Genomic DNA, 22,732 nt, shown 5'->3' with positions numbered 1-22,732 from the left:
GATGAGCACCTTCGCGCTGGTGTGCGCCCTGTTCGCGTCGGCGCTCGGCGGCTTCGTCACGTTGAGCCTGGCGATGGACCGGCATTACGAAGACGCCCACGGGCGCGGCCGCACGCCGGGCCCGTCGCGGCCCTGGCAGCAGCTGGGCGGCGCGGCGCTGCTGGGGCTGTCGCTGGTCGCCGCGCTGCGCCTGCGCGGGCCGGCCATGGGATGGGTGCTGTGGCTGGGCGCCCTCACGGCCGCCGCGCTCGTGGTGGTCGGCCTCGTGAGCTACCGGCCCGGCTGGGCGCGGCGCGTCGGCGCCGTGGCCTCCGTGCTGGGCGTCGCCACGGCGGCGGCGTACGGGCTGCTCCTGCTTCCATAGCAGGGTGCCCGGAGGGCGCGCGCGGGCTGTCGCCTGCGCTACGCGCGGGGTCGGGGCCCGCGACTACGATGCGGCTGCGTCGCCGATGCCCGGCACATTCACCCATCAAGGAGACACCATGAGCAGCGCCCTCACCAACCACCAGGTCCGTCTTGCCAAGCGCCCCGAGGGCACGGCCACGCGCGAGCACTGGCGTTTCAGCACCGAGCCCGTGGCCCAGCCCGACGAGGGCGGCGTGCTGGTCAAGACGCTGTCGCTGTCGCTCGACCCCGCCATGCGCGGCTGGCTCAACGACGCCAAGAGCTACATCCCGCCCGTGGCCATCGACGAGGTGATGCGCGCCGGCGGCATCGGCCGCGTGGTGGCCTCGAAGAACCCGCAGTTCGCCGTGGGCGACACCGTGTACGGCACGCTCGGCGTGCAGGAATACATGCTGATCCCGCAGGACCAGATCAAGCGCAACGGCCTCGTGAAGGTCGACCTGCGCGTGGGCACCATCACCCAGTGGCTCAACGTGCTGGGCATGCCCGGCATGACCGGCTACTTCGGCCTGATGGACGTGGGCATGCCCCAGGCGGGCGAAACCGTGGTCGTTTCGGGCGCGGCCGGCGCCGTGGGCCAGACCGTGGGCCAGCTGGCCAAGATCAAGGGCTGCCGCGTGGTCGGCATCGCCGGCGGCGCCGCCAAGTGCGACTGGGTGGTCAAGGAGCTGGGCTTCGACGCCTGCATCGACTACAAGGCCGGCGCGGGCGCCGTGCGCGAAGGCCTGAAGACCCACTGCCCGAAGGGCGTGGACATCTACTTCGACAACGTCGGCGGCGACATCCTGGACGCCGTGCTGGCGCGCCTGGCCCGCAAGGCCCGCGTGATCATCTGCGGCGCCATCAGCCAGTACAACAACGCCAACAGCATGCCGGCCGCCGGCCCGAAGAACTACCTGAGCCTGCTGGTGAACCGCGCGCGCATGGAAGGCATCGTGGTGTTCGACTACGCCGACCGTTACCCGATCGCGATCGCCGAGATGGCCGGCTACCTGAAGGACGGCCGCATGAAGAGCAAGGAAGACATCGTGAAGGGCCTCGACACCTTCCCCGAGTCGCTGAACAAGCTGTTCGCGGGGGAGAACTTCGGCAAGCTGGTGTTGCAGGTCGCCGAGGAATAACCAAAGGGGCGCCGCGGCGCCCCGAACCTCAATCGTCGGTGGGCCGCATCGGAATGTCGCCCATCGCATCGTCCTCGCGCAGGCCGCGCGCGGCCTTCAGCAGTTCGATCGAGAGGCCGTCGCCGTGGCCTGCGAAGCCCTGGGCGATGCCTTCGAGCACGGTCGACAGGTTGGTGTCGCCGTCGGTGCGGGCGTCCATGCTGATGTTCAGGACCCGCGCCGCCATCTGCCGGTAGGTGACGGCGCCCGCGCCCTCCAGCGCGGCCACCAGGTCGAGGTACAGCGCCAGGTTCATGTCGAACACCAGCTTGGGCGTGATCTCGAAATCCTCGGTCTTGTTGTTCTTCTGATCCATGGGGGTGACTCCTTTTTCCTGAGCCTCCACTCTAGCCACAAAAAACGACAAGCTCTGTCGGGCATCGCCCTGATTTGTCTCATTTCGCACGCGTGCCCATCACGGCGGCCGAGATGATCAGCGCCGCCGCCAGCGCGATGCTGGCCGTGAGCGCCCGGCCGGTCACGGCCAGCAGCAGCGCGGTGGAGGCCAGCGGCGTGAGATAGCTCAGGATGCCGATCTGCCGCGCGTCACCGCGCTTGAGCGCCATGTCCCACACGAAGAAGGCCGCGCCCAGCGGGCCCAGGCCGCACAGCGCGACCAGCAGCCAGTCCTTGGCCGACAGCGCCACCGCCGGCTCCAGCAGCGCATGGCAGGCCAGCGAGAGCGCACCCGACACCAGCCCGAACAGGCCGATGGCCGAGGTCGGGAAGGGCGTGACGCGCTGCGTCCACAGCGAGTAGCTGGCCCAGATGAAGGCCGAGCCGGCCGCCGGCAGGAAGCCCCAGTACGTGGCGGGCGCGCCCGGAAGTGCTGCGCTGCCGTTGCGCGCACCGAGGATCGCGATGGCCGCGCCCGCAAAGCCCAGCAGCGCCGCCACCACATGCAGCGGGCGCAGCGACACGCCCGGCAGCAGCACCGGCGCCAGCACCACCATCAGCAGCGGCCAGAGGTAGTTCACGAGGTTGGCCTCGACGGGCGGCGCATGTCGCAGCGCGATGAACAGCAAAAAGTGAAAACCGAAGAGCCCGTACACCCCGAGCGCCAGCGTGCGCGGCGGCACGCGCCAGGCGCGGCGGTCGCGCAGCACCAGCGGCCAGCTCGGCACGCTGCCGACGATCAGCGCCAGCCCGGTCAGCAGGAAGGGCGGCAGGTGCGACAGCGCGGTGCCGAAGGTGGCGAGCGTGGCCCACAGCGCGATGGCGAGCAGGGCGTAGAAGGTGGCGGGCATGGACGCCGAGGCTACGCGCGGCGCTCGTCGCGGCCCGACGGTGCGTCGTCGCGCAACGACGGAGTCAGCGGCGCAGCGCGGCCGTGAGCGCCGACGGCGACCGGTAGCCCGTGCGGCGCGCCGTCTCGGCCACGCTCAAGCCTTCGAGCCGCAGTTCGCGCGCATGGGCCAGCCGCAGCGTGCGCAGCCAGAGCATCGCGCTGCGGCCCTGTTCCTCGCGGCAGCGCTGTGCGAACTGGCTGGGGCTCAGGCAGGCGACCTCGGCCAGGTCGGCGACGCCCAGCGGCCGGTGCCAGTTCGCCTGCGCCCAGGCCGCGAGGGCCGGCCAGTCGATGCGGCGGCGGCGCGTGTCGCTGACCGACGGGGCGGCGCCCCAGGCTTCGAGCAGCAGCGCCGGGCCGTGCTGCAGGGCGAGGGCCGCGTGCTGCGGCTGCTGCAGGCAGTGCGCGAGGTAGCGGGCCAGCGCGTGCAGCCGGGGCGCGTCGGCCGGCGGCTGTTCGACGCAGCGTGCCCACGGGGCGTGCGGGGTGTCGAGCACGAGGCAGACGCTGCCATCGCGCCGGGCCTCGAAGTCGTGCCGGTCGCCGGGCGCGACCACCTGGGCCTGGCCCGTGCCGATGCCCGAGCCGCGGCCTTCGACTTCGATCTCGAGCACGCCGTCGAGCCCGAGCAGCACCTGGAAGTGGTCGTGCGCGTGGCTGCCGCGCGATTGGGTGTAGTCGCGCAGCGAGAGGACAGGGGCGGGCGTGGGCATGGCGGGAGCGATTGTCCGCGCCGCCCCGCCGCCTGTCATCACCCCAGCCGCAGCAGCAGCGCCGAGGCCGCGCACACCAGCAAGAACGGAATGCTGATGCGGTGGAACTCGCGCAGCCCGTGCGGCAGCTTGGCCAGCCGCAGCGCGATGAGGTTGGCCAGCGAGCCCAGCACGCAGCCGAAGCCGCCCACGCTCACGCCGGCCGCGAGCGCGGGCAGGTCGTGCACGTAGCGGTCGAGCAGGATCGCCGCCGGCACGTTGCTGATGACCTGCGAGGCGGCAATGGCCGCGAGGTAGGCGCGCCAGCCCTCGCCGATGGGCCCGTGGCCCAGCAGCGCCGCGATGGCGGGCAGCTCGGCGGCCTGGCGCAGGTCGACGAACATCAGCGCGATGATCGCCAGCAAGGCCCAGTCGATGCCGCGCAGCACGCGCGGGTAGGTGAGCAGCAGCACGCCGAACACCACGCCCAGGCCGGGCAGCAGCCAGTGGCGGTCGAGCGCGACCACGAAGCCGACGAACAGCACGCCGGCCAGCGCCAGCAGGCGCGGCTGCACGGGCGCGGCCTCGGTCTCCTCGCGCAGCGCGATGGGCGTGCGCGGCACCAGCCACCACACGGCCACGAAGAGCCAGAACAACATGATCGCCACGGTCGGGCCCATCATGGCCATGAAGCCGAAGAAGCTCTCGCCCGAGCGGTGCCACAGGTACAGGTTCTGCGGGTTGCCGATGGGCGTGAGCGCCGAGCCGGCGTTCACGGCCAGCGCCTGCAGCACCACCAGCCGCGCCAGCGGCAGGTGCGCCTGCACGGCCAGCACGCGCGTGAGCGGCACCAGCAGGAACAGGCTCACGTCGTTGGTCACCAGCGCCGACAGCAGCGCGGCCGTGGCCGTGAGCGCCATCGCCAGGCCGCGCTGGCTGTGCGTGTGGGCCAGCAGGCGCCGCGCGGCGGCCTGCAGCATGCCGCTCTTCTCGACGCCCTGGGTGATGGCGAGCAGGCCCGCCAGCGCGCCCACGGTCTGCCAGTCGACCAGCCGCAGCCAGTCCATCGGCGCGCGCGGGCGCACGAAGGCGAACACGACCGCCACGGCCACGAGCACCCACAGCAGGCCGTTGCCGCCGCCGTGTTCGGGCGGGGCGGTGTCGGTGCTTGCGGCGCTCACTCGGTCAGACGCTCAGGTCGCGCAGCTCGCGCTTGAGCACCTTGCCGATCGCGCTGCGCGGCAGCTCGTCGATGAAGCGCAGGCGCGCCAGCCGCTGCGTCTTGCCGACCTGCGCGTTGGCCCACTGCAGCAGCGCCTCTTCGGTGGTGGCGTCGCCCTCGCGGCGCACCACGAAGGCCACGGGCGTCTCGCCCCACTGCTCGGACGGCACGCCGACCACCGCCACGTCGGCCACCGCCGCATGGCCGCGCAGCACGCCTTCGAGGTCGCTGGGGTAGATGTTGAAGCCGCCGCTGATGATCATGTCCTTCTTGCGGTCGAACAGCGTGAGGAAGCCGTCGGCGTCGAAGCGGCCCACGTCGCCGGTGCGGATGAAGCGCTTGCCGGTGGCGTCGAACCACTCGGCCTCGCGCGTCTTCGCGGGCTGGCGGTGGTAGCCGGTCATCATGCCGGCCGAATGGCCCACCACCTCGCCGGCCACCTCGGTGTCGCCGCGCGGCAGCTCGTTGCCTTCCTCGTCGATCAGGCGGATGTCGCTGCCCGGCGCGGGCTGGCCCACGGTGTGCAGCTTGGTCGGGTTCAGGTGCGCTTCGAGGATGCAGGTGCCGCCGCCCTCGGTCATGCCGTAGAACTCGACCAGCCCGCCGGGCCAGCGCTGGAGCACGTCGGCCTTGAGCGCCGCGTTGAAGGGCGCGCTGGTGCTGAATTTGTGGCGGAAGGTCGACAGGTCGTGCGCGTCGAAGCGCGGGTGCGCCATCAGGCGCTGGTACTGCACCGGCACGAGCATGGTGTGCGTCACGCGGTGTTGCACGGCCAGCTGCAGGTAGCCCAGCGCGTCGAACTTGGGCATCAGCACCACGCAGCCGCCGAAGGCGAGGGTGGGGAAAAACACCACCAGCGTGGTGTTGGAGTACAGCGGCGTTGACAGCAGCGTGACCGTCTCGGGCCCGTACTCGTACTTGGCGCCGCGCTGGATGTGCGACCAGCGCATGCCGTGGCCCTGCACGATGCCCTTGGGCTCGCCGGTGGTGCCCGACGAATAGATGATGTTGAAGGCCCAGTCGGGCTGCACCTCGACGGGCTCCGGCTTCGCGCCGGGGGCCGCGAGCCAGTCGTCGAGCGCGCGGCCGACGTTGGAACCGTCGAGCGCGATGTGCGGCAGGCCCGTGGCCTGCGCGGCGCCCACCACCTCGGCGGCCGAGGCGTCGGTGAACAGCAGGCGCGCGTCGGCGTCGGTGATCATGCGCGCCAGGCTGGCGGGCGCCGAGCCGGGGGCCAGCGGGGCCACCGCGACGCCGGCGCGCAGCGCGCCCAGGAACACGGCGGCGTAGGGCACCGACGAGGCGGCGCAGACGGCGATGGCGTCGCCGGCGCGCAGGCCGTCGCGCTGCAGGGCGGCGGCGATGCGGTCCATGAGCGCGTCGAGCGCGCGGTAGTCCAGCGTCTGCTGGGCATCGGCCAGCGCGGGGCGCTCGGGCGTGTGTTGGGCGTGGAGGCGGACCAGGTCGGCAAGGGTGCCGAAGTCGCGCGCGGCGGCGTCCTGGAGGGCGGGGTGCAAGTTCAAGGTCGATCCTTCGTCTGGGGCCAGACGGCAGGATAGCGAAGAAGCCCGCCGCGGGGTGTGCCGCCCGCGACGAAACCCGATCAGCCGGCCGTGTCGTCGCCCTGCTGCGCCACCTCGAACAGCGCGCGGATCAGCGGCCGGTCCTTGCGCACCGCCAGGCAGCACAGCGAGTAGCTGATCGACAGCTCGTCGTCATCGATTTCCACCATCTTCAGGCCGGGCAGCGGAATGCACTCGATCTGCGTCACGAAGCCCACGCCCATGCCGTTGGCCACGGCGTGCAGGATGGCCTCGCGGCTGTTGATCTCCATCACGCAATTCATCTGCACGCCCTGCTGCGCGCAGGCGCGCTCCACGCGGTGGCGCGTCTTGGAGCCGGGCTCGCGCAGGATCACCGGCTCGCCCGCGATGTCGCGCGTGGCGATGGTGCGTTTCTTCGCCCACGGGTGCTTCGCGGGCACCACGGCCACGATGCGCTCCACGCGGTACGGCACCTGGTGCAGGCCTTCGATCTCGGGCGGCTCCACGAGGATGCCCACGTCGATGTCGAAGTCCTGCAGCCCGCCGAGCGTGGAGGCCTCGGAGCCGATCGACACCGTCAGGTCGAGCCCGGCATGGCTGCGCTTGAAGCTGCGCGCCAGCTCCAGTGCAATGGGCGGCGACACCGCGCCCACGCGCACCAGCCCCGTGCGCAGCTTGTGGGCGCGCTGCAGGAACTGCATCGCCTCTTCCTCCTGCCCGAACAGGCCCTGCGTGATCGCATACAGCTGCTCTCCCGCGGCCGTGAGCCGCACGGCGCGCCCGCTGCGCAGGAACAGCTCGACGTTGAAGCGCTCTTCCAGCGCCTTGACCTGGTCGGTCACGGTGGGCTGGCCGATGTGCAGGTAGCGCGCGGCCGTGGTGAAGCCGCCGGTCTTGGCGACGGCGTGGAAGCAGCGGATCCACTTGTAGTACTGGTGAAACATGGGGCGATCGTGAGGGGCGTGCGCCGAGCCTCCCTCAGATGCGGCGCTGGCGCCTATGCAGGCTTTCCCGAAGGCATCCATCGGTTTTGGACGGGTTGCACGCGCGAAATGCGATTGGACGCCCCGGTGCGCCGCTTCGACACTGCGGTCCAGACAGAAACCGGAGACAAAAAACATGCCCCACGCCTACCGCAACCCCGTGTCCATTCATTCCGGGCGAGGCAGCCTCGCACGGCTGCCCGCGCTCCTGGCGGGGCGCCGCGTCGCGCTCGTCACCTTCCCCGAGGCCCGCGGGCTCGGCCTGGTCGATCGCCTGCAGGCGCTGCTGGGCGACGCGCTCGTCACCGTGATCGACGACGTGCGCCCCAACCCCGACGTCGCCCACCTGCGCGACCTGTACAACACCTTCTGGCAGTCGGACGCGCCCTGCGACGCCATCGTGGCGGTCGGCGGCGGCAGCGCCATCGACACGGCCAAGGCCCTGATGGTGGGCACGGCCAACGGCCAGTTCGACGAGCTCGTCGCGCTGCTGGCCACCGGCAAGCCCTTCGTGCCCGCCAGCGTCAAGCCGCTGATCGCCGTGCCGACCACCGCCGGCACCGGCAGCGAGGTGACGCCGTGGGCCACCATCTGGGACGCCGGCAACCAGAAGAAGTACTCGCTGCACCTGGACGCCACCTGGCCCGAGGCCGCCATCGTCGACCCCGAGCTCATGCTCTCGGTGCCGGCGGGCACCACGGTGTCGACGGGGCTCGATGCGCTCTCGCACGCGCTCGAAGCGATCTGGAACGTCAATGCCAACCCGGTCTCCGACACCTTCGCCGTCTCGGCCGTGCGCGACATCTTCGACTGCCTGCCGGCGCTGCTGAAAGACCTGGGCAACCTCGACCTGCGCGAGCGCATGGCATTGGCCGCGCTGAAGGCCGGCATGGCGTTTTCCAACACCAAGACGGCGCTGGCGCATTCCATCTCCTACGAGATGACGCTGCGCCACGGCCTGGCCCACGGCATCGCCTGCTCGTTCACGCTGCCCCTCGTGCTGGAAAAAGCCTGGGCCCGCTCGCCCGACCGCGACCAGACGCTGCAGCTGCTGTTCGGTACCGACCTGGCGACCGCCACGCAGCGACTGCGGGCTTTCCTGCAGGGGCTTGGCGTGAAGACCGAGTTTGCCGACTATGGCGTGGCGGACAGCGAGGCGGCGGCCATGATCGCGCGCGCCATGGACGGGGCGCGCGGCAAGAACTTCATCGGCGCGGCGGCGTTGGCCTGACAGGCAGGGACTGCGCAGCGAGAAAAGACAGAGACAGCCAGGCAAGACAGACAGCATGCCGGCCATCGAGCCGGCCCCACGGGCCCCACGCCCGTCAAGACAAGGAGACATACCATGCAAGCGGCCAATCCCATCCTGCAGGCGGGCACCTACGCCCGCCCCCTCGACAATTCGTTCCGCAAGGCGCAGTGGCGGATGCTGCTGGCGGCCATGTTCTGCTACTTCTTCTTCTACACGGGGCGCCAGACCTTCGGCTTCGCCATCCCCGGCATCCAGAAGGAGTTCGGCCTCTCCAAGGAAATGCTCGGCTGGGCCTCGACCTCGCTGCTGTGGTGCTATGCCGTCGGGCAGGCCATCAACGGCAACCTGGGCGACAAGTTCGGCGGACGCCGCGTGATGACCGCCGGCGCCATCCTCTCGTGCGCCGCCAACTGGGTCGTGAGCTTCGCGGTCGGCTTCAAGAGCCTGGCCATTCCGTGGGGCATCAACGGCTACTTCCAGGCCCTGGGCTGGGCGCCGGGCAGCCGGCTGCTGTCGAACTGGTGGGGCGCGGGCGAGCGCGGCAAGGTCTACGGCTTCTACGTGTTCGCCGCCGGCTGCGCCTCGGTGCTGTCGTTCGTGACCTCGATCATCGTCGTCAACGTGCTGCACCTCGACTGGCGCTGGATCTTCCGGCTCCCCGTGCTGCTGATGCTGGTGGGCGGCATCGCCTTCTACCTGATCGCCCGCGAGCGGCCGGAAGACCTGGGCTTCAAGTCGCCCGACACCGGCGTGGCCAGCAACAACCCGCAGGAAGCCGACAAGGCCGGCGTGGCCGACGGCGAGCCGCAGGAAAGCTCGTGGTCGCGCTACAAGGCCGTGCTGAGCAACCCCAAGCTGATGATCGCCGCGCTGGCCATCGGCTTCCAGAACGCGGCGCGCTACGGCCTCATCGTCTGGGTGCCCGTGCACTTCCTGGGCAAGGACTGGGCCAAGGCCGCCGACGGCATGATCGACCCGGCCTGGATCTCGGTGGCGCTGCCCGTGGGCATGGCCTTCGGCGCGCTCACCAACGGCTGGATCTCCGACAAGGTGTTCGGCTCGAAGCGCTACAAGGCCATCGTGCTGTACATGCTGCTGGGCGCCATCGCCTCGATGGGCATGTACCTGCTGCCCACCAGCATCCTCGGCCTGGGGCTGCTGTTCCTGGCGGGCTTCTTCGTCTACGGCCCGGCCTCGTCGTTCTGGGCCCTGTGCCCCGACCTCGTGGGCGCCAAGCGCGCCGGCACCGCCACCGGTGTCATGAACTTCTTCTCGTACCTGCTGGCCGGCCTGGGCGAACCGCTGATCGGCCGGATGCTGGACCACTCGGGCAGCACCTCGGTGGTGTTCCCCATCGTCGCGGCCAGCTGCCTCATCAGCGCCTTCATCGCGCTGTTCATCCGCCGCTGAGGCCTGCGCACCGACACACCCAACTTGCCAAGGAGCATCTCTTCATGAAATCCGACTCACTCGAAGTCAACGGCCGCAGCTACCGCTGGATGGTCCGCCCGGTCGTCGTCGTCTGCGTCGACGGCTGCGAGCCCGCGTACCTCGATGCGGCCATTGCCGCCGGCGTGGCGCCGTACCTCGAGGCCATGCGCAAAGGCGGCGCCGACCTGCTGGCCGACTGCGTCGTGCCCTCGTTCACCAACCCCAACAACCTGTCGATCGTGACCGGTGCACCGCCCGCGGTGCACGGCATCTGCGGCAACTACTTCTTCGACCGCGAGCTGGGCCAGGAAGTGATGATGAACGACCCCAAGTACCTGCGTGCCGGCACGGTGCTCGCCGCCTTCGCCGACGCGGGCGCCAAGCTCGCGGTGGTCACGGCCAAGGACAAGCTGCGCAAGCTGCTGGGCCACAAGATGAAGGGCATCTGCTTCTCGTCCGAGAAGTCGGACCAGGTGACGATGGAAGAGAACGGCATCGACAACGTGCTCGACATGGTCGGCATGCCCGTGCCCTCGGTCTACAGCGCGGAACTCTCGGAGTTCGTGTTCGCCGCCGGCGTGAAGCTGATGGAGTCGCGCCGCCCCGACCTGATGTACCTGTCGACCACCGACTACGTGCAGCACAAGGCCGCGCCGGGCAGCCCTGCCGCCAACGCGTTCTATCAAATGATGGACGGCTACCTCGCGCAGCTCGATGCACTGGGCGCCACCATCGTGCTCACGGCCGACCACGGCATGAACGACAAGCACGGCGCCGACGGTTCGCCCAACGTGATCTACCTGCAGGACGTGCTCGACGGCTGGTATGGCCCGGACCGCGCGCGCGTGATCCTGCCGATCACCGATCCGTACGTGGTGCACCACGGCGCGCTCGGCTCGTTTGCCACCGTGTACGTGCCGAGCGAGGACGAGGTGCCCGGCTGGATCGACCGCATCCAGCGCATCCCCGGCATGCAGCTCGTGCTCTCGCGCAAGGAGGCCGCGCAGCGTTTCGAGCTGCCGCCCGACCGCATCGGCGACATCGTGGTGGTCAGCGAGCAGAGCACCGTCATCGGCACCTCGGCCACGCGCCACGACCTCACGGCGCTCGAAGTGCCGCTGCGCTCGCACGGCGGCGTGTCGGAGCAGAAGGTGCCCTTGATCTGCAACCGCCCCGTCGCGGGCGTGGCGAGCACGCGCCGGCTGCGCAACTTCGACGCGCTCGACCTCGCACTGAACCACGCCCAAGGCCCACTGGTGGCCGCCGCCTGAACTTATTTGACGGAGCATTCCATGAGCAAGTCCGACCACGCCGCCCTGAAGCCCGGCACCGTGTACCGCGAAGCGCTGCGCATCGCGGGCGAGAAAGTCCACCGCGACCGCACCATCGAGGTCACCTACCCGTACACCGGCGAGGTGATCGCCACCGTGCCCAAGGCCACGCTGGACGACGTGCGCAATGCCCTGCGCATCGCCCGCGACTACAAGCCCACGCTCACGCGCTACGAACGCTACAAGATCCTCATGCGCGCCGGCGAGATCATCGCCTCGCGCCTGGATGAAATGTCGCGCACCATCACGCTCGAATCGGGCCTGTCGCGCAAGGACTCGCTGTACGAAGTGGGCCGCGCCTCCGACGTGCTGCTGTTCGCCGCCAACCAGGCGCTGGTGGACGACGGCCAGGTGTTCTCCTGCGACCTCACGCACCACGGCAAGAGCCGCAAGGTCTACACGATGCGCGAGCCGCTCTTGGGCGCCATCACCGCCATCACGCCGTTCAATCACCCGCTGAACCAGGTGATCCACAAGGTGGCGCCGGCCATTGCGACCAACAACCGCATCGTGCTCAAGCCCAGCGAGAAGACGCCGCTCACGGCCTTCCTGCTGGCCGACATCCTGTACGAGGCCGGCCTGCCGCCGCAGATGCTGTCGGTGCTCACGGGCGACCCGAAGGAGATCGCCGACGAGTTGCTGACCAATGCCGACGTCGACCTCGTCACCTTCACGGGCGGCGTGCCCATCGGCAAGTACATCGCGGGCAAGGCCACCTACAAGCGCCAGATTTTGGAGCTGGGCGGCAACGACCCGATCATCGTGATGGAAGACGCGGACATCGAAGAAGCGGCCACGCTGGCTGCCAACGGGTCGTACAAGAACTCGGGCCAGCGCTGCACGGCGGTGAAGCGGATGCTGGTGCATGAGTCGGTCGCTGATCGCTTCGTCGAACTGCTGGTCGAGAAGACCCGCGCGCTGAAGTACGGCGATCCGATGGACCCGGACACCGACATGGGCACCGTGATCGACGAAGCGGCTGCCAAGCAGTTCGAAGCCGTCGTCAACGAAGCCATCGCAGCCGGCGCCAAGCTGCTGTACGGCAACGAACGCCGAGGCGCGCTGTACTCGCCCACCGTGCTCGACCACGTCGACCCCGAGATGACCGTCGCCAAGCACGAGACCTTCGGCCCCGTGTCGCCCGTCATCCGCTTCAAGAACATCGACGAAGCGATCCGCATCTCCAACGGCACGGCCTACGGCCTGTCGTCGTCGATCTGCACCAACCGGCTGGACTACATCACGCGCTTCATCCGCGAGCTGAACGTGGGCAGCGTCAATGTGCGCGAAGTGCCGGGCTACCGGTTGGAGCTCACGCCCTTCGGCGGCATCAAGGACTCGGGCCTGGGCTACAAGGAAGGCGTGCTCGAAGCCATGAAGAGCTTCACCAACACCAAGACCTATTCGCTGCCATGGTGACCGGCGCGGCGCACGAGGCGCATGGCGCGTCGCGCGCCGTGCGTGAGACCCCGCCGCCGATGGCGCTGGCCGTGGCGGCCAAATGGCTGTCGCGCTACAGCCGCGCGCCCGTGCCTTCGTCCAAGGTGACCGACGCGGAAAGCGGGACAGCCGGCGATGGGGACCGCAACGCCGCACGCTGGATCGCCTGACCCGCCAGCACGCGCGCATGCGCATCGGCCGCGAGGATGTCGTCGAGGTTCTCGTGCGCGGACGAGGGCGCGTGCTGCAGGCAGTCTTCCACCACGTGCGCAATGTCGGTGTAGCGCAGGCGCCCGTTCAGGAACGCATCGACCGCCGCCTCGTTCGCCGCATTGAGCGTCACGCTGGCCGCGCACCCCTCGTGCAGCACCTCCAGCGCCAGCCGCAGGCAGGGAAAGCGCTTCAGCTCGGGCGCGGCGAAGCTCAGGTGGGCGAGCTGCAGGAAGTCCAGCGGCGCCACGCCCGAGTCGATGCGTTCGGGCCAGGCCAGCGCGTGCGCGATCGGCGTGCGCATGTCGGGGCGGCCCAGCTGCGCCAGCACCGACTGGTCGGCATAGGCCACCATCGAATGGATCACGCTCTGCGGGTGGATCACCACCTCGATGCGCTCGGGCGGCATCGCGAACAGCCAGCGCGCCTCGATGGTCTCGAGGCCCTTGTTCATCATCGTCGCGGAGTCGACCGAGATCTTGCGGCCCATGCGCCAGGTCGGGTGCGCGCAGGCTTCGTCGGGCGTGACGCGGTCCAGCGCCTCCAGCGGGCGGTGCAGGAACGGCCCGCCCGAGGCGGTGAGCACCAGCCGCTGCACGCCCGCGCCGCCGGCCGGTGCGCCCGCCAGGCACTGGAAGATCGCGTTGTGCTCGCTGTCCAGCGGCAGCAGCGTGGCGCCGTGCGCGGCCACCGCGCGCATGAACAGCGCGCCGGACATCACGAGCGCCTCCTTGTTCGCCAGCAGGATCTTCTTGCCCGCGCGCGCCGCCGCCAGCGACGACAGCAGCCCCGCCGCGCCGACGATGGCAGCCACCACCGTGTCGCAGCCCGCCGACTGCGCGACCTCGCACAGCGCCTGCGGGCCGTGCATCACCTCGGTGCGCAGGCCGGCCGCGCGCAGACGGTTCTGCAACTGCATGGCGTCTTGCGCATCGCCGACCACCGCGACCTCGGGGCGGAAGGCGACGCAGTGCGTGAAGAGCTTGTCGAGGTTGCGGTGCGCCGTCAGCGCGTGCACCGTGAAGCGGTCGGGGTGGCGCGCGACGAGGTCGAGCGTGCTGTCGCCGATCGACCCGGTGGCACCGAGCAGGGTGAGGCGTTGCGTGGCCATGGCGGTGCCTTCAGACGGCAGCGATCGGCACGACGCGCTCGCGCGACGACGGCTTCATCCACGCACCCAGCCGCTCGCGCGCCTCGGCATCGGCGCCGTAGCGCGCGGCCACGTAGGTCTCGACCAGCCGCGTGAAGTCGTCGGCGATGTGCTCGCCCTTGAGCGTCAGCGCGCGCTCGCCGTCGATGTAGACGGGGGCCACGGGCTGCTCACCCGAGCCCGGCAGCGAGATGCCCAGGTGCGCGAGGCGGCTCTCGCCGGGGCCGTTGACCACGCAGCCCATCACGGCGACGTGCATGTCTTCCACGCCCGGGAAGCGCACGCGCCAGGCCGGCGCCTGCGCGTGCAGCCAGCCTTCGATCTGGCTGGCCAGCGACTGGAAGAAGGTGCTCGTGGTGCGCCCGCAGCCGGGGCAGGCGGTCACGCTGGGCGTGAAGGCGCGCAGGCCCATCGACTGCAGGATCTGCTGCGCCACCAGCACCTCGCGCGTGCGGTCGCCGTTCGGCTCGGGCGTGAGCGACACGCGGATGGTGTCGCCGATGCCCTGCTGCAGCAGCACGCCCATCGCGGTGGCCGAGGCCACGATGCCCTTGGAGCCCATGCCGGCTTCAGTCAGGCCCAGGTGCAGCGGGTAGTCGCAGCGCGCGGCGAGCTCGCGGTACACGGCGATCAGGTCCTGCCCCTGGCTCACCTTGGCCGACAGCACGATGCGATCGGGCGGCAGGCCGACGTCTTCGGCGCGCGCGGCGTTCTCCAGCGCCGAGACGATGAGCGCCTGGCGCATCACCTCGTCGGCGGGCTGGGGCTGCGCCGCCTGCGCGTTCGCGTCCATCAGGCGCGCCAGCAGCGCGGGGTCGAGGCTGCCCCAGTTCACGCCGATGCGCACCGGCTTGCCGTGGCGGCAGGCGATCTCGATGAGCTGGCAGAACTGCGCGTCGCGCTTGTCGCCCCGGCCCACGTTGCCGGGGTTGATGCGGTACTTGGCCAGCGCCTGCGCGCAGTCGGGGTACTGCGCGAGCAGGCGGTGGCCGTTGAAATGGAAGTCGCCCACCAGCGGCACGTGCACCTGCTGGCGCGCGAGCGCGTCGCGGATCGGCGCCACCTGCGCGGCGGCCTCCTCGTTGTTGACGGTGAGGCGCACCAGCTCGGCCCCCGCGCGCGCGAGCGCAGCGACCTGTGCCACGGTGGCGGCCGCGTCGGCGGTGTCGGTGTTGGTCATGGCCTGCACGGCCACGGGCGCATCGCCGCCGATGCGCACGGTGCCGACGCGCACCTGCCGCGAGCGGCGGCGTGCGACGGGCGGTTTCATGGCGTGGCCTTGCCGACGCGCGTTGATGATCCGGGCATGGTCGAGGCTCCTTGGTCCATCGTGGCGGCACCCTGGCGCTACGGGCGGTCGAGTACGACGTGGCGCGAGCGCGTCCAGTCCCAGCCGTTGCCGCGGCTGTCCACGTAGCGGTCGTTCTCCAGGATCCAGCGCAGGTTGCCGGCGCACATCAGGCCGAAGCTGTCCAGGTACAGGCCGAAGCGATCGGCGTCGGGGCGATGGGCGTAGCGGCGGCGCAGCAGCTCGCAGGCGTCGACGCGCGTGCGGTCGGCCTCGCGGATGCGCTGGCAGAGGATGTCCGCGGCCTCCTGCGGGCTGTGGCCGTGCGCCATGCGCAGGCTTTCCATCGCGTTGAGGGTCACGCCCACGGCATGCTCCTTGTGATGGGAGAGCAGGTCGTTGACCAGCGCGACGTGCTCGTTGGTGGCCAGGATGGCGCGCTGCAGGTCGGCGTCCTGCGCCAGCAGCTCGGTCAGGTCCAGGTCGTAGATGAACTCGGAGACCGGGAAGTAGGGCAGCAGCCCCGTGTTGGGATGGCGCAGCGCAAGAAACTCGTCGTACGGCAGCACCTTGCCTTCGGCCACCAGCCCGGCCTCCACTTCCACGCTGTCGAACCAGGCCTTCCACTCCAGGCAATAGCGGCGGTAGACCTGCGGCGACATGGACTGCCTGAGCCGGCCGAAGATGTCCGCGGCCGCGCGTGCCAGCGGGTGGCCTTCCAGCAGCGCGACGTCGCCGTCGCCGCACACCGCGTGCCGGCCCAGCGGCATGTCGTCGATGGCCAGGATGAGGCCCGTCACGCACGAGGTCAGGAAGATGCGGTCGGCCGAGCCGATCGGAAACAGCAGGCAATCCCACATCGGAAGGTGCAGGCGCAGGAATTTCAGCCGCGTCGCTTCGTCCGGAAACGGCAGGAACTCGCGGCCCCAGGCGGCATTGCGCTCGTCGATCACCGGGTAGTCGGTGTGGATCTTCGGGGGCACGCTGCAGAACATCTCCGGGATATGGAAGCTCACTTCGGGAAAGACGATGCGGTCGGGGTAGTTCATGGTGGGGTTCCGGTGGTCTTGGGGTGGGCCGTGGGTCAGGAAACAGGCGCGAGGGGCTCTGCCGATGCACCGGCTGCGCCCGCACTCGAGGCCGCCGACGAGACCGGCGGCACCGGGCGGATGGGAAAGACGCGCTTGTCGGTGGACGACGGCGGATAGAACCGGGCAGACCAGCGCCGGAACTCCGCAATCCCGCGATCGCCCCGGAGCAATTTGGGACGGCCGAGGAAGGCGCGGGCGTTCCAGATCGGAAAGTCGATCTGGGCAAAGCTGGCCAGCCAGCGCTTGGCCACCGGACCCAGCAGCGCATAGGCGGCCCGTCGCAGCGGCCGGGGCAGGCGTTCGAAGAGCGCGAGCTCAAAGGTGTCGATCCAGCTCATGGTCCATTCCATGGGCGCGGTGGGCGTGGAGTACAGCATCGTGATCACGCGAAAACCGATGCGGGACATCTCGCTTTCCGCCTGCACATGGCCCATGCCGAACTGCCGCATGCGCATGCGCATCGGCTGCCCGTGCCAGCGCGCGGTCAGCAGCGTTTCCATCCAGCAGTCGCCCACCTCGTAGGTCGCGGCGGTGTCCGTCAATCCGTGGAGCCAGCCGAAATGCACCTGGTCGACGCTGTTCTCGCCAGTGTCCTGGGGATAGCCGCGCATCTCGTGGCTGCTGTGCTGCGGCGGCGATGCGAACGCGCTCAGGTCGCGCTCGGGCACCTCCCAGTTCGGCGGCCGGTTCTCGTGGTCCGCCCACACCATCACCGCGCCGTTGACTTCCTTCGTGTAGCGCAGCGTGAGCGATGCATCGGGAGGCGTGGTGCCCTGCCCGGTGCGCACGCAGCCGCCCTCGGGGCTGAACGCCAGGCCATGGAACGGGCAGACCAGTTCCTCGCCCTGCACCTTGCCTCCCACGCCGAGGTGGGCCCCCAGGTGCGGACAGTAGGGGTCGATGGCGCAGGCGCGCCCCGCGGCCGTCCGGTACAGCACCAGGTCCTGGCCCATGAAGGGCACGGTGCGCACGGTGCCCGGTGGGAGGTCCCGGCTGAAGCAGACCGAGAACCAGCCGTCGGGGTAGGGCAGCGGTGCGCGTGTTTCACCCACGGTGCTGCGCCTGTTCGATGGCATGCCGCCGGATGCGGGCGGGGCGACGTCGCTGGCCGTGGCCTGGGGGAGGGCTGCAGTTCTCGTCATCATCTTCTCCGTTGACGGTGGGCGTGCGCGGGCGCGGCGATGCGCGCACCCGGCGTCATGGCGTGGCCACCTCGGCGGCGGCGGCCTCCGCGGCGAGTTCGGCCGGCAGCCGGAACACCACGTGCTCCTCGCGCCCGGGCAGCGTCAGCAGTTCCACCTCGGCCAGGCGGCGCAGCGCGGCGACCACGTCCTGCACCATGGTCTCGGGCGCCGAGGCGCCGGCGGTGACGCCCACCGCGCCGGCGTCGCGCACCCAGTCGGGCTTGAGCTCGCTGCCCTGCGCGATGAGGTAGCTGCGCACGCCGGCCTGCGCTGCGATCTCGCGCAGGCGCTGCGAGTTGGAGCTGTTCTGCGCGCCGACCACCAGCACCACGTCGACCTGCTGGCTCAGTTCGCGCACGGCCGTCTGCCGGTTCTGCGTGGCGTAGCAGATGTCGCGCGTGTCGGGCCCGACGATCTGCGGAAAGCGCCGCTGCAGCGCGTCGATGATGCCGCGCGTGTCGTCCACCGACAGCGTGGTCTGCGTGATGTAGGCCAGTGGCGTGTCGGCATCGAGCACCAGCGCGTCCACGTCGGCCTCGGTCTGCACCAGCGTAACCGGCGCGGGAATCTGCCCCAGCGTGCCCGTCACCTCGGGGTGCCCGGCGTGGCCGATGAGGATCAGCGCGTAGCCCTTGGCGGCATAGCGACGCCCCTGCTCGTGCACCTTGGTGACCAGCGGGCAGGTGGCATCGATCGCGCGCAGGCCGCGCGCGCGGGCTTCTGTTTCCACCGCGCGGCTCACGCCGTGCGCGCTGAAGATCGCGACCGCGTCGGTGGGCACCTCGGCGAGTTCTTCGACGAACACCGCGCCCTGCGCCTTCAGGCCGTCGACGACGTGCTTGTTGTGGACGATCTCGTGGCGCACGTACACCGGTGTGCCGTGGCGCCGCAGCGCGTGCTCCACCGTGTCGATGGCCCGCACGACGCCGGCGCAGAAGCCTCGGGGCTGGGCAAGGATGACGCGCATGGTGGGAGCTCCTGGTGGGGGTGGTTCATCGTTCCGCCGACGCTCTCAGGACCGGCTCGGTGTCCGCGTCGCCGGGCGGGGTGGCGGGATAGAACTGCGCGGACCAGCGGCGGAAGGCGGCGATGGAGCGGTCGCCCGCCATGAGGGCGGGGCGCTTGAGGAAGGCGCGGGTGCGCCAGAACGGCATGTCCTCGCTGGAGAACGAGATCAGCCAGCGATGCGCCATGGGGTTGAGCACGCGGTAGGCGAGCTTTCTGGCGGGCGAGGGCCAACCGTCGAACCGCGCGACGCTGGGGATGTCGATCCAGCGGAAGGTCCAGCGCAGCGGTGCGATGGGCGTGGCATAGACCAGCGTCGTGACCCGCAGGCCGAACTCCGGCATCTCGTTTTCCGCCCGGGTGTGCCCGAGGCCGAAGTTGGTCAGGCGCATGTTCAGCCGCTTGCCCTTCCAGCGCGCGCTGATCGAGACGGTGAGCGTGTGCTGCTCCATCTCGTGCGTCATCGCGGCCTCGGTGAGGCCGTGAAGCGATCCGAAATGGATCATGTCCACGCTGTTCTCTCCCACGGCGTCGCCGTAGCCGTCGAGTTCCCGCTGTCCGTACTGCGGGTAGATGCGGTCGTCGAGGTCGAGGCTCGGAAAGTCCCATTCGGGCGGGATGTCCTCGCTGTGGCGCCACACCATGACCACGCCGTTCGCTTCCTTGGCGTAGCGGCTCGTCAGCGCTGTGCGCGGCGGGGTCTGGCCCGGGCAGGCGCGCACGCACGCGCCATCGGGACCGAACACCAGGCCGTGGAACGCGCAGGTCAGGTGCTCGCCGTCGATCGTGCCGCCGTGCCCGAGGTGGGCGCCCAGGTGCGGGCAGTACGGCTCGATGACGCGAAGCAGGCCCGACGCCGTGCGGTAGACGACCAGGTCCTGTCCCATGAACGGGACGGTGATCAATGCGCCCGGCCTGACTTCGTGGCTGAAGCACACGGCGAACCATCCGTTGGTGTAGGGCAGCGGCATGCGCGTGTCGCCCGAGGCGCTGCGCGTGTGCAGCAGCGGCTTGCGGGCACTCACGAGCCGCGGGGCGTGCTCGCCGGCGTGGGGGCCGGTCATGAGGCGGGTCGAGGGTTCAGTCATGGCCGAGGCTCCTTGTTCGAAGGCGGGGGGACGCACCTGTGCGCGGGCGGCTCAGTGCGCGCGCTGGATGACCAGGTCGGCCAGCTGGCCGAGACGCCGGGCCCCGGGCCCGAGCGGTGCAAGCGCGGCGTGGGCGCGTTCGCGCAGTTCGCCGGCCAGCGCGCGCGAGGCCGCCAGGCCGAGCATCGACACGCAGGTCGGCTTGTCGTCGTCGGCGTCCTTGCCGGCGGTCTTGCCCAGCGTGGCCGTGTCGGCGGTCGCGTCGAGGATGTCGTCGACCACCTGAAAGGCCAGGCCGATGGCGTTGCTGTAGTCGTCGAGCGCGCGGTACAGCGCGGCGTTGGCCGGCGTGTCGGCCAGGCCGCACAGCGCGCCCATGCGCACGGCCGCACGGATCAGCGCACCGGTCTTCATGCGGTGCATCTGTTCGAGCGCCGGCTGGCTCAGCGACCGGCCCGCGCTTTGCAGGTCGATGGCCTGGCCGCCCACGAGGTGGCGAGAGCCGGCGGCCTGCGCCAGCTCGCGCACCAGCGCGGTGCGACGCTCGGCCGGCAGCGGCAGTTCGCTCAGCGTAAAGAAGGCCTGCGCCTGCAGCGCGTCGCCCACGAGGATCGCGGTGGCTTCGTCGTAGGCCACATGCACGGTGGGCTTGCCGCGGCGCAGGTCGTCGTCGTCCATCGCGGGCAGGTCGTCGTGCACGAGCGAGTAGACGTGGACCATCTCGATGGCGGCGCCCGTGGCGTCGAGCGCATCGGGCGGCGCTTCGGCGAGGGCGCCCGCCGCCTGGCACAACAAGGGGCGGATGCGCTTGCCGCCGCCGAGCGCGGCATAGCGCAATGCCTCGTGCAGGCGCGTGGGCCGGGTGTCGGGCGGCGGCAGGTGCAGGCCGAGGGCCGTTTCGATGCGGCGGGTGGTGCCCTGCATCCACGCGTCGAAGGCACCGGCGGGTTCGATGCCGGTGCGCGGGACCGCGCTTGCCTCGTCCTGCCACGGAGCTTCTTGGTTCACTCAGGTCTTCCCGGGGTGGGGTCGGGTCGGTGCGCGGGACTCAGGTCCGCCGCGCAATGAAGCTGAACGACGAGGCCTTGTCCTTGAGCAGCGCGTCCGAGAAGCTCACCGCAATGTCGCGCAGCTCGGTGAACGTGGCGGTCTTGCTGGTCGGGTGGTGCGCGTCCAGGTTGTCCTTGACCAGCCCGTACCAGCGGATCACCTCCGCGTTCGACGGCAGCACGCGCTGGTCGAGCACCGCGAAGCCGTGGCGCTCGAGCACCTGCTTCACGCCGTCGGGCGTCTTGCGGTAGCCCGACGCGGCGCGGTCGACCTTGTCGGGGATGTGCGACTTGTAGGTCGCCAGGTCCACCTTGTAGAGGCTTTCCGAAATGATGACCGTGCCGCCCGTGCGCATGCGTGCCGACAGCGAGGCCATGGCCTGCTCCAGCACCTCGGGCGTGAAGTGGATCAGGCTGCCGCGCAGGATGGCCAGGTCGTAGGGCACCTGCGCATCGGGCAGCTCGCCGATGTCCTTGGCGTTGCACTGGTACAGCCGCACGCGGTCGGCCAGGCCCTCGTGCGCGATGAGTTCGCGCGCGCACTCCAGCTGCGGCCGGCTCACGTTTACGCCGTCGATGCGCGTGCACTGCGGGTAGCGCTGCGCGATGAACTTCAGCACCGGGCCCCAGCCGCAGCCGATGTCGATCGCGCGGCGCACGGTGGCCGGCGAGAGGTCGGCGCCGGCCTGCTCGGCGAGCTCGAACTGGTGCTCCATGTGGCGCCGCCCCGAGGCGTCGAGCGGGAGGTCGTGCGGGTCCATCTTGTCGTCGAACACGCCGTACTGGTACCAGAGCTCGTTGCCGATCGCCTTGCGCCACTGGTCGGGCGTGTCGGCATAGACCTGCTCGATCTTGTCCTGGTAGTGGTCGAGGCTGCGGCTGTGGATGACGTCGATGCCGACGGCTTGCGCGGATGCTTGCATGGTGTGGGCGCTCCTTGTGGGGGAAATTCAGAGGCGTCGCGCGATGACGCTGTAGGTCGAGAACTTGTCCTTGATCAGCGCGACCGAGAGGCTGACCGCCATGACGCGCAGTTCTTCCAGCGGCGGCGGGATGGTGTCCGGCGTGAAGTTCTTCTCGATGTTTTCCTTCACGTCGGTGAACCAGCGCGCCACGTCGATGTTGCGCGGGAGTACGCGCATGTCTTCGACCACGAAGCCGCTCTCTTCGAGCACGCGGCGGAAGTAGGCCGGCGTCTTGCGGTGCTTGCAGGCGAGGCGGTCGACCTCGTCCTCGATGTCGGAGCGGTAGTTGTCCAGCGGGATGTTGTAGAGGTTGTCGGAGATGACGACCTTGGCCCCCGGGCGCATGCGTGCGGCCACCTGCTTCATCGAGCGTTCGTACAGGTCGTTCGGAAAGTGCGAGATGACGCCGCGGATCGTCACCAGGTCGTAGGGCGTGTCGGGGTTCGGCAGCAGGGCGACGTCCTGCGCGTCGCACAGGTACAGGTTCACGCGGTCGCTCAGGTGCTGCTGGGCGTGGTAGCGGGCGCAGTGCGCGAGCTGCGTCTCGCTGATGTTGATGCCGTCGAGCTGGCGGCACTGCGGAAAGTGCTCCGCGAGGTAGCGCAGGCCGAAGCCCCAACCGCAGCCCACGTCGAGGATGCGCCGGATGGGGAAGGGCGGGGGCTGGTCCAGGCCCGCGATCTCCATCTGCTGGTCGAAGTAGCGCAGGCCCGATTCGTTGAGCGAGATCGGCGGCACCGAGCGCGGATCGTCGTAGACGCCGAACTGGAACATCAGGTCCTCGCCGATGGCCTTGCGCCAGTCCTCGGGGTCGTCCTGGTAGGTGTACTCGACCTTGGCGTGGTACGGGTTGGCCTCGGCACCCCGGATCACTTGAAGCGAGGGCGGGGCGGGCGCATCGATACGGCGTGCGGTGGCTGTGCTCATCGGGTTCTCCTGTGGCTGGCGGTCACG

21 protein-coding genes are annotated in these 22,732 nt (G+C 70.1%); 6 read left to right on the top strand and 15 right to left on the bottom strand.

The features are described from left to right. Position 1 precedes the first annotated feature (1 nt). Complete coding sequence (locus AC07SQ_RS21740; RefSeq protein ID WP_447747628.1) at positions 2–364, top strand: DUF3325 domain-containing protein; 363 nt, start codon at positions 2–4, stop codon at positions 362–364. 118 nt (positions 365–482) lie between these two features. Further along, the gene (locus AC07SQ_RS21735) at positions 483–1,526 is read left to right on the top strand and encodes an NADP-dependent oxidoreductase (RefSeq protein ID WP_369645443.1); all 1,044 of its coding nucleotides are present in this window, start codon (positions 483–485) and stop codon (positions 1,524–1,526) included. A 28-nt stretch (positions 1,527–1,554) separates the two neighbouring features. On the opposite strand, the gene AC07SQ_RS21730 is transcribed toward AC07SQ_RS21735, so the two are convergent. From AC07SQ_RS21730 to AC07SQ_RS21705, 6 genes are all read right to left on the bottom strand, one after another. Further along, positions 1,555–1,881, bottom strand: a complete 327-nt coding sequence (locus tag AC07SQ_RS21730; RefSeq protein ID WP_062482731.1) for a hypothetical protein — start codon at positions 1,879–1,881, stop codon at positions 1,555–1,557. Between the two features lie 79 nt (positions 1,882–1,960). Continuing rightward, on the bottom strand, positions 1,961–2,812 hold the full coding sequence (locus tag AC07SQ_RS21725) for a DMT family transporter (RefSeq protein ID WP_495272802.1): 852 nt from the start codon (positions 2,810–2,812) through the stop codon (positions 1,961–1,963). A gap of 64 nt (positions 2,813–2,876) precedes the next feature. After that, a complete protein-coding gene (locus AC07SQ_RS21720) occupies positions 2,877–3,566 on the bottom strand; it encodes a helix-turn-helix domain-containing protein (protein ID WP_495272801.1) in 690 nt (229 codons plus the stop codon). Positions 3,567–3,604: 38 nt separating this feature from the next. Continuing rightward, a complete protein-coding gene (locus AC07SQ_RS21715) occupies positions 3,605–4,726 on the bottom strand; it encodes an SLC13 family permease (RefSeq protein WP_495272800.1) in 1,122 nt (373 codons plus the stop codon). A 4-nt stretch (positions 4,727–4,730) separates the two neighbouring features. Then, positions 4,731–6,284 carry a class I adenylate-forming enzyme family protein gene (locus tag AC07SQ_RS21710; protein ID WP_495272924.1) on the bottom strand — a complete coding sequence of 518 codons (1,554 nt, stop codon included), beginning with the start codon at positions 6,282–6,284 and terminating at the stop codon, positions 4,731–4,733. Positions 6,285–6,370: 86 nt separating this feature from the next. Further along, positions 6,371–7,255: a LysR substrate-binding domain-containing protein gene (locus tag AC07SQ_RS21705; RefSeq protein WP_159274710.1), complete on the bottom strand. Its 885-nt coding sequence runs from the start codon at positions 7,253–7,255 to the stop codon at positions 6,371–6,373. Positions 7,256–7,430: 175 nt separating this feature from the next. Here AC07SQ_RS21705 and psrA point away from each other — a divergent pair, with 175 nt between their 5' ends. The 4 genes from psrA to phnY all read left to right on the top strand — a co-directional run bounded on the left by psrA (position 7,431) and on the right by phnY (position 12,727). Continuing rightward, positions 7,431–8,525, top strand: a complete 1,095-nt coding sequence (gene psrA / locus AC07SQ_RS21700) for an iron-containing alcohol dehydrogenase PsrA (protein ID WP_495272799.1) — start codon at positions 7,431–7,433, stop codon at positions 8,523–8,525. A gap of 114 nt (positions 8,526–8,639) precedes the next feature. Then, positions 8,640–9,956 carry an MFS transporter gene (locus tag AC07SQ_RS21695; RefSeq protein ID WP_495272798.1) on the top strand — a complete coding sequence of 439 codons (1,317 nt, stop codon included), beginning with the start codon at positions 8,640–8,642 and terminating at the stop codon, positions 9,954–9,956. A 44-nt stretch (positions 9,957–10,000) separates the two neighbouring features. Next, entirely contained in the window at positions 10,001–11,248 is a 1,248-nt protein-coding gene (gene phnA / locus AC07SQ_RS21690; RefSeq protein WP_495272797.1) for a phosphonoacetate hydrolase, read from the top strand. A gap of 21 nt (positions 11,249–11,269) precedes the next feature. After that, complete coding sequence (gene phnY / locus AC07SQ_RS21685) at positions 11,270–12,727, top strand: phosphonoacetaldehyde dehydrogenase (protein WP_487847400.1); 1,458 nt, start codon at positions 11,270–11,272, stop codon at positions 12,725–12,727. Positions 12,728–12,821: 94 nt separating this feature from the next. On the opposite strand, the gene ispC is transcribed toward phnY, so the two are convergent. From ispC to AC07SQ_RS21640, 9 genes are all read right to left on the bottom strand, one after another. Further along, positions 12,822–14,069 (bottom strand): 1-deoxy-D-xylulose-5-phosphate reductoisomerase, encoded by a 1,248-nt coding sequence (gene ispC / locus AC07SQ_RS21680; RefSeq protein ID WP_495272796.1) that lies wholly within the window; start codon positions 14,067–14,069, stop codon positions 12,822–12,824. A 10-nt stretch (positions 14,070–14,079) separates the two neighbouring features. After that, the gene (ispG, locus tag AC07SQ_RS21675; protein ID WP_159279642.1) at positions 14,080–15,378 is read right to left on the bottom strand and encodes a flavodoxin-dependent (E)-4-hydroxy-3-methylbut-2-enyl-diphosphate synthase; all 1,299 of its coding nucleotides are present in this window, start codon (positions 15,376–15,378) and stop codon (positions 14,080–14,082) included. A 77-nt stretch (positions 15,379–15,455) separates the two neighbouring features. After that, positions 15,456–16,445 (bottom strand): terpene synthase family protein, encoded by a 990-nt coding sequence (locus tag AC07SQ_RS21670; protein WP_070063787.1) that lies wholly within the window; start codon positions 16,443–16,445, stop codon positions 15,456–15,458. A gap of 35 nt (positions 16,446–16,480) precedes the next feature. Beyond that, positions 16,481–17,629: a Rieske 2Fe-2S domain-containing protein gene (locus AC07SQ_RS21665; protein WP_495272795.1), complete on the bottom strand. Its 1,149-nt coding sequence runs from the start codon at positions 17,627–17,629 to the stop codon at positions 16,481–16,483. Between the two features lie 55 nt (positions 17,630–17,684). Beyond that, complete coding sequence (gene ispH / locus AC07SQ_RS21660; RefSeq protein WP_495272794.1) at positions 17,685–18,638, bottom strand: 4-hydroxy-3-methylbut-2-enyl diphosphate reductase; 954 nt, start codon at positions 18,636–18,638, stop codon at positions 17,685–17,687. 25 nt (positions 18,639–18,663) lie between these two features. Continuing rightward, positions 18,664–19,764, bottom strand: a complete 1,101-nt coding sequence (locus tag AC07SQ_RS21655; protein ID WP_083259397.1) for a Rieske 2Fe-2S domain-containing protein — start codon at positions 19,762–19,764, stop codon at positions 18,664–18,666. Between the two features lie 51 nt (positions 19,765–19,815). Then, positions 19,816–20,688, bottom strand: a complete 873-nt coding sequence (locus AC07SQ_RS21650) for a polyprenyl synthetase family protein (protein WP_495272923.1) — start codon at positions 20,686–20,688, stop codon at positions 19,816–19,818. 124 nt (positions 20,689–20,812) lie between these two features. Beyond that, positions 20,813–21,736, bottom strand: coding sequence for an SAM-dependent methyltransferase (locus AC07SQ_RS21645; protein ID WP_495272793.1), 924 nt, complete (start codon positions 21,734–21,736; stop codon positions 20,813–20,815). 27 nt (positions 21,737–21,763) lie between these two features. Beyond that, positions 21,764–22,705, bottom strand: a complete 942-nt coding sequence (locus tag AC07SQ_RS21640; RefSeq protein WP_062480112.1) for an SAM-dependent methyltransferase — start codon at positions 22,703–22,705, stop codon at positions 21,764–21,766. Between the last annotated feature and the right edge of the window lie 27 nt (positions 22,706–22,732).

This window comes from Variovorax sp. GW821-FHT06D12 (assembly GCF_059419205.1).
Note: the sequence above shows the minus strand (reverse complement) of the source record. Positions and strands in the feature narration are given on the sequence as shown.

Coding starts and splice junctions, on each gene's coding strand:
- AC07SQ_RS21740 (WP_447747628.1), top strand. CDS start 2: ATGAGCACCTTCGCGCTGGTGTGCGCCCTGTTCGCGTCGGCGCTCGGC.
- AC07SQ_RS21735 (WP_369645443.1), top strand. CDS start 483: ATGAGCAGCGCCCTCACCAACCACCAGGTCCGTCTTGCCAAGCGCCCC.
- AC07SQ_RS21730 (WP_062482731.1), bottom strand. CDS start 1,881: ATGGATCAGAAGAACAACAAGACCGAGGATTTCGAGATCACGCCCAAG.
- AC07SQ_RS21725 (WP_495272802.1), bottom strand. CDS start 2,812: ATGCCCGCCACCTTCTACGCCCTGCTCGCCATCGCGCTGTGGGCCACG.
- AC07SQ_RS21720 (WP_495272801.1), bottom strand. CDS start 3,566: ATGCCCACGCCCGCCCCTGTCCTCTCGCTGCGCGACTACACCCAATCG.
- AC07SQ_RS21705 (WP_159274710.1), bottom strand. CDS start 7,255: ATGTTTCACCAGTACTACAAGTGGATCCGCTGCTTCCACGCCGTCGCC.
- psrA (WP_495272799.1), top strand. CDS start 7,431: ATGCCCCACGCCTACCGCAACCCCGTGTCCATTCATTCCGGGCGAGGC.
- AC07SQ_RS21695 (WP_495272798.1), top strand. CDS start 8,640: ATGCAAGCGGCCAATCCCATCCTGCAGGCGGGCACCTACGCCCGCCCC.
- phnA (WP_495272797.1), top strand. CDS start 10,001: ATGAAATCCGACTCACTCGAAGTCAACGGCCGCAGCTACCGCTGGATG.
- phnY (WP_487847400.1), top strand. CDS start 11,270: ATGAGCAAGTCCGACCACGCCGCCCTGAAGCCCGGCACCGTGTACCGC.
- ispC (WP_495272796.1), bottom strand. CDS start 14,069: ATGGCCACGCAACGCCTCACCCTGCTCGGTGCCACCGGGTCGATCGGC.
- ispG (WP_159279642.1), bottom strand. CDS start 15,378: ATGAAACCGCCCGTCGCACGCCGCCGCTCGCGGCAGGTGCGCGTCGGC.
- AC07SQ_RS21670 (WP_070063787.1), bottom strand. CDS start 16,445: ATGAACTACCCCGACCGCATCGTCTTTCCCGAAGTGAGCTTCCATATC.
- AC07SQ_RS21665 (WP_495272795.1), bottom strand. CDS start 17,629: ATGACGAGAACTGCAGCCCTCCCCCAGGCCACGGCCAGCGACGTCGCC.
- ispH (WP_495272794.1), bottom strand. CDS start 18,638: ATGCGCGTCATCCTTGCCCAGCCCCGAGGCTTCTGCGCCGGCGTCGTG.
- AC07SQ_RS21655 (WP_083259397.1), bottom strand. CDS start 19,764: ATGACTGAACCCTCGACCCGCCTCATGACCGGCCCCCACGCCGGCGAG.
- AC07SQ_RS21650 (WP_495272923.1), bottom strand. CDS start 20,688: ATGCAGGGCACCACCCGCCGCATCGAAACGGCCCTCGGCCTGCACCTG.
- AC07SQ_RS21645 (WP_495272793.1), bottom strand. CDS start 21,736: ATGCAAGCATCCGCGCAAGCCGTCGGCATCGACGTCATCCACAGCCGC.
- AC07SQ_RS21640 (WP_062480112.1), bottom strand. CDS start 22,705: ATGAGCACAGCCACCGCACGCCGTATCGATGCGCCCGCCCCGCCCTCG.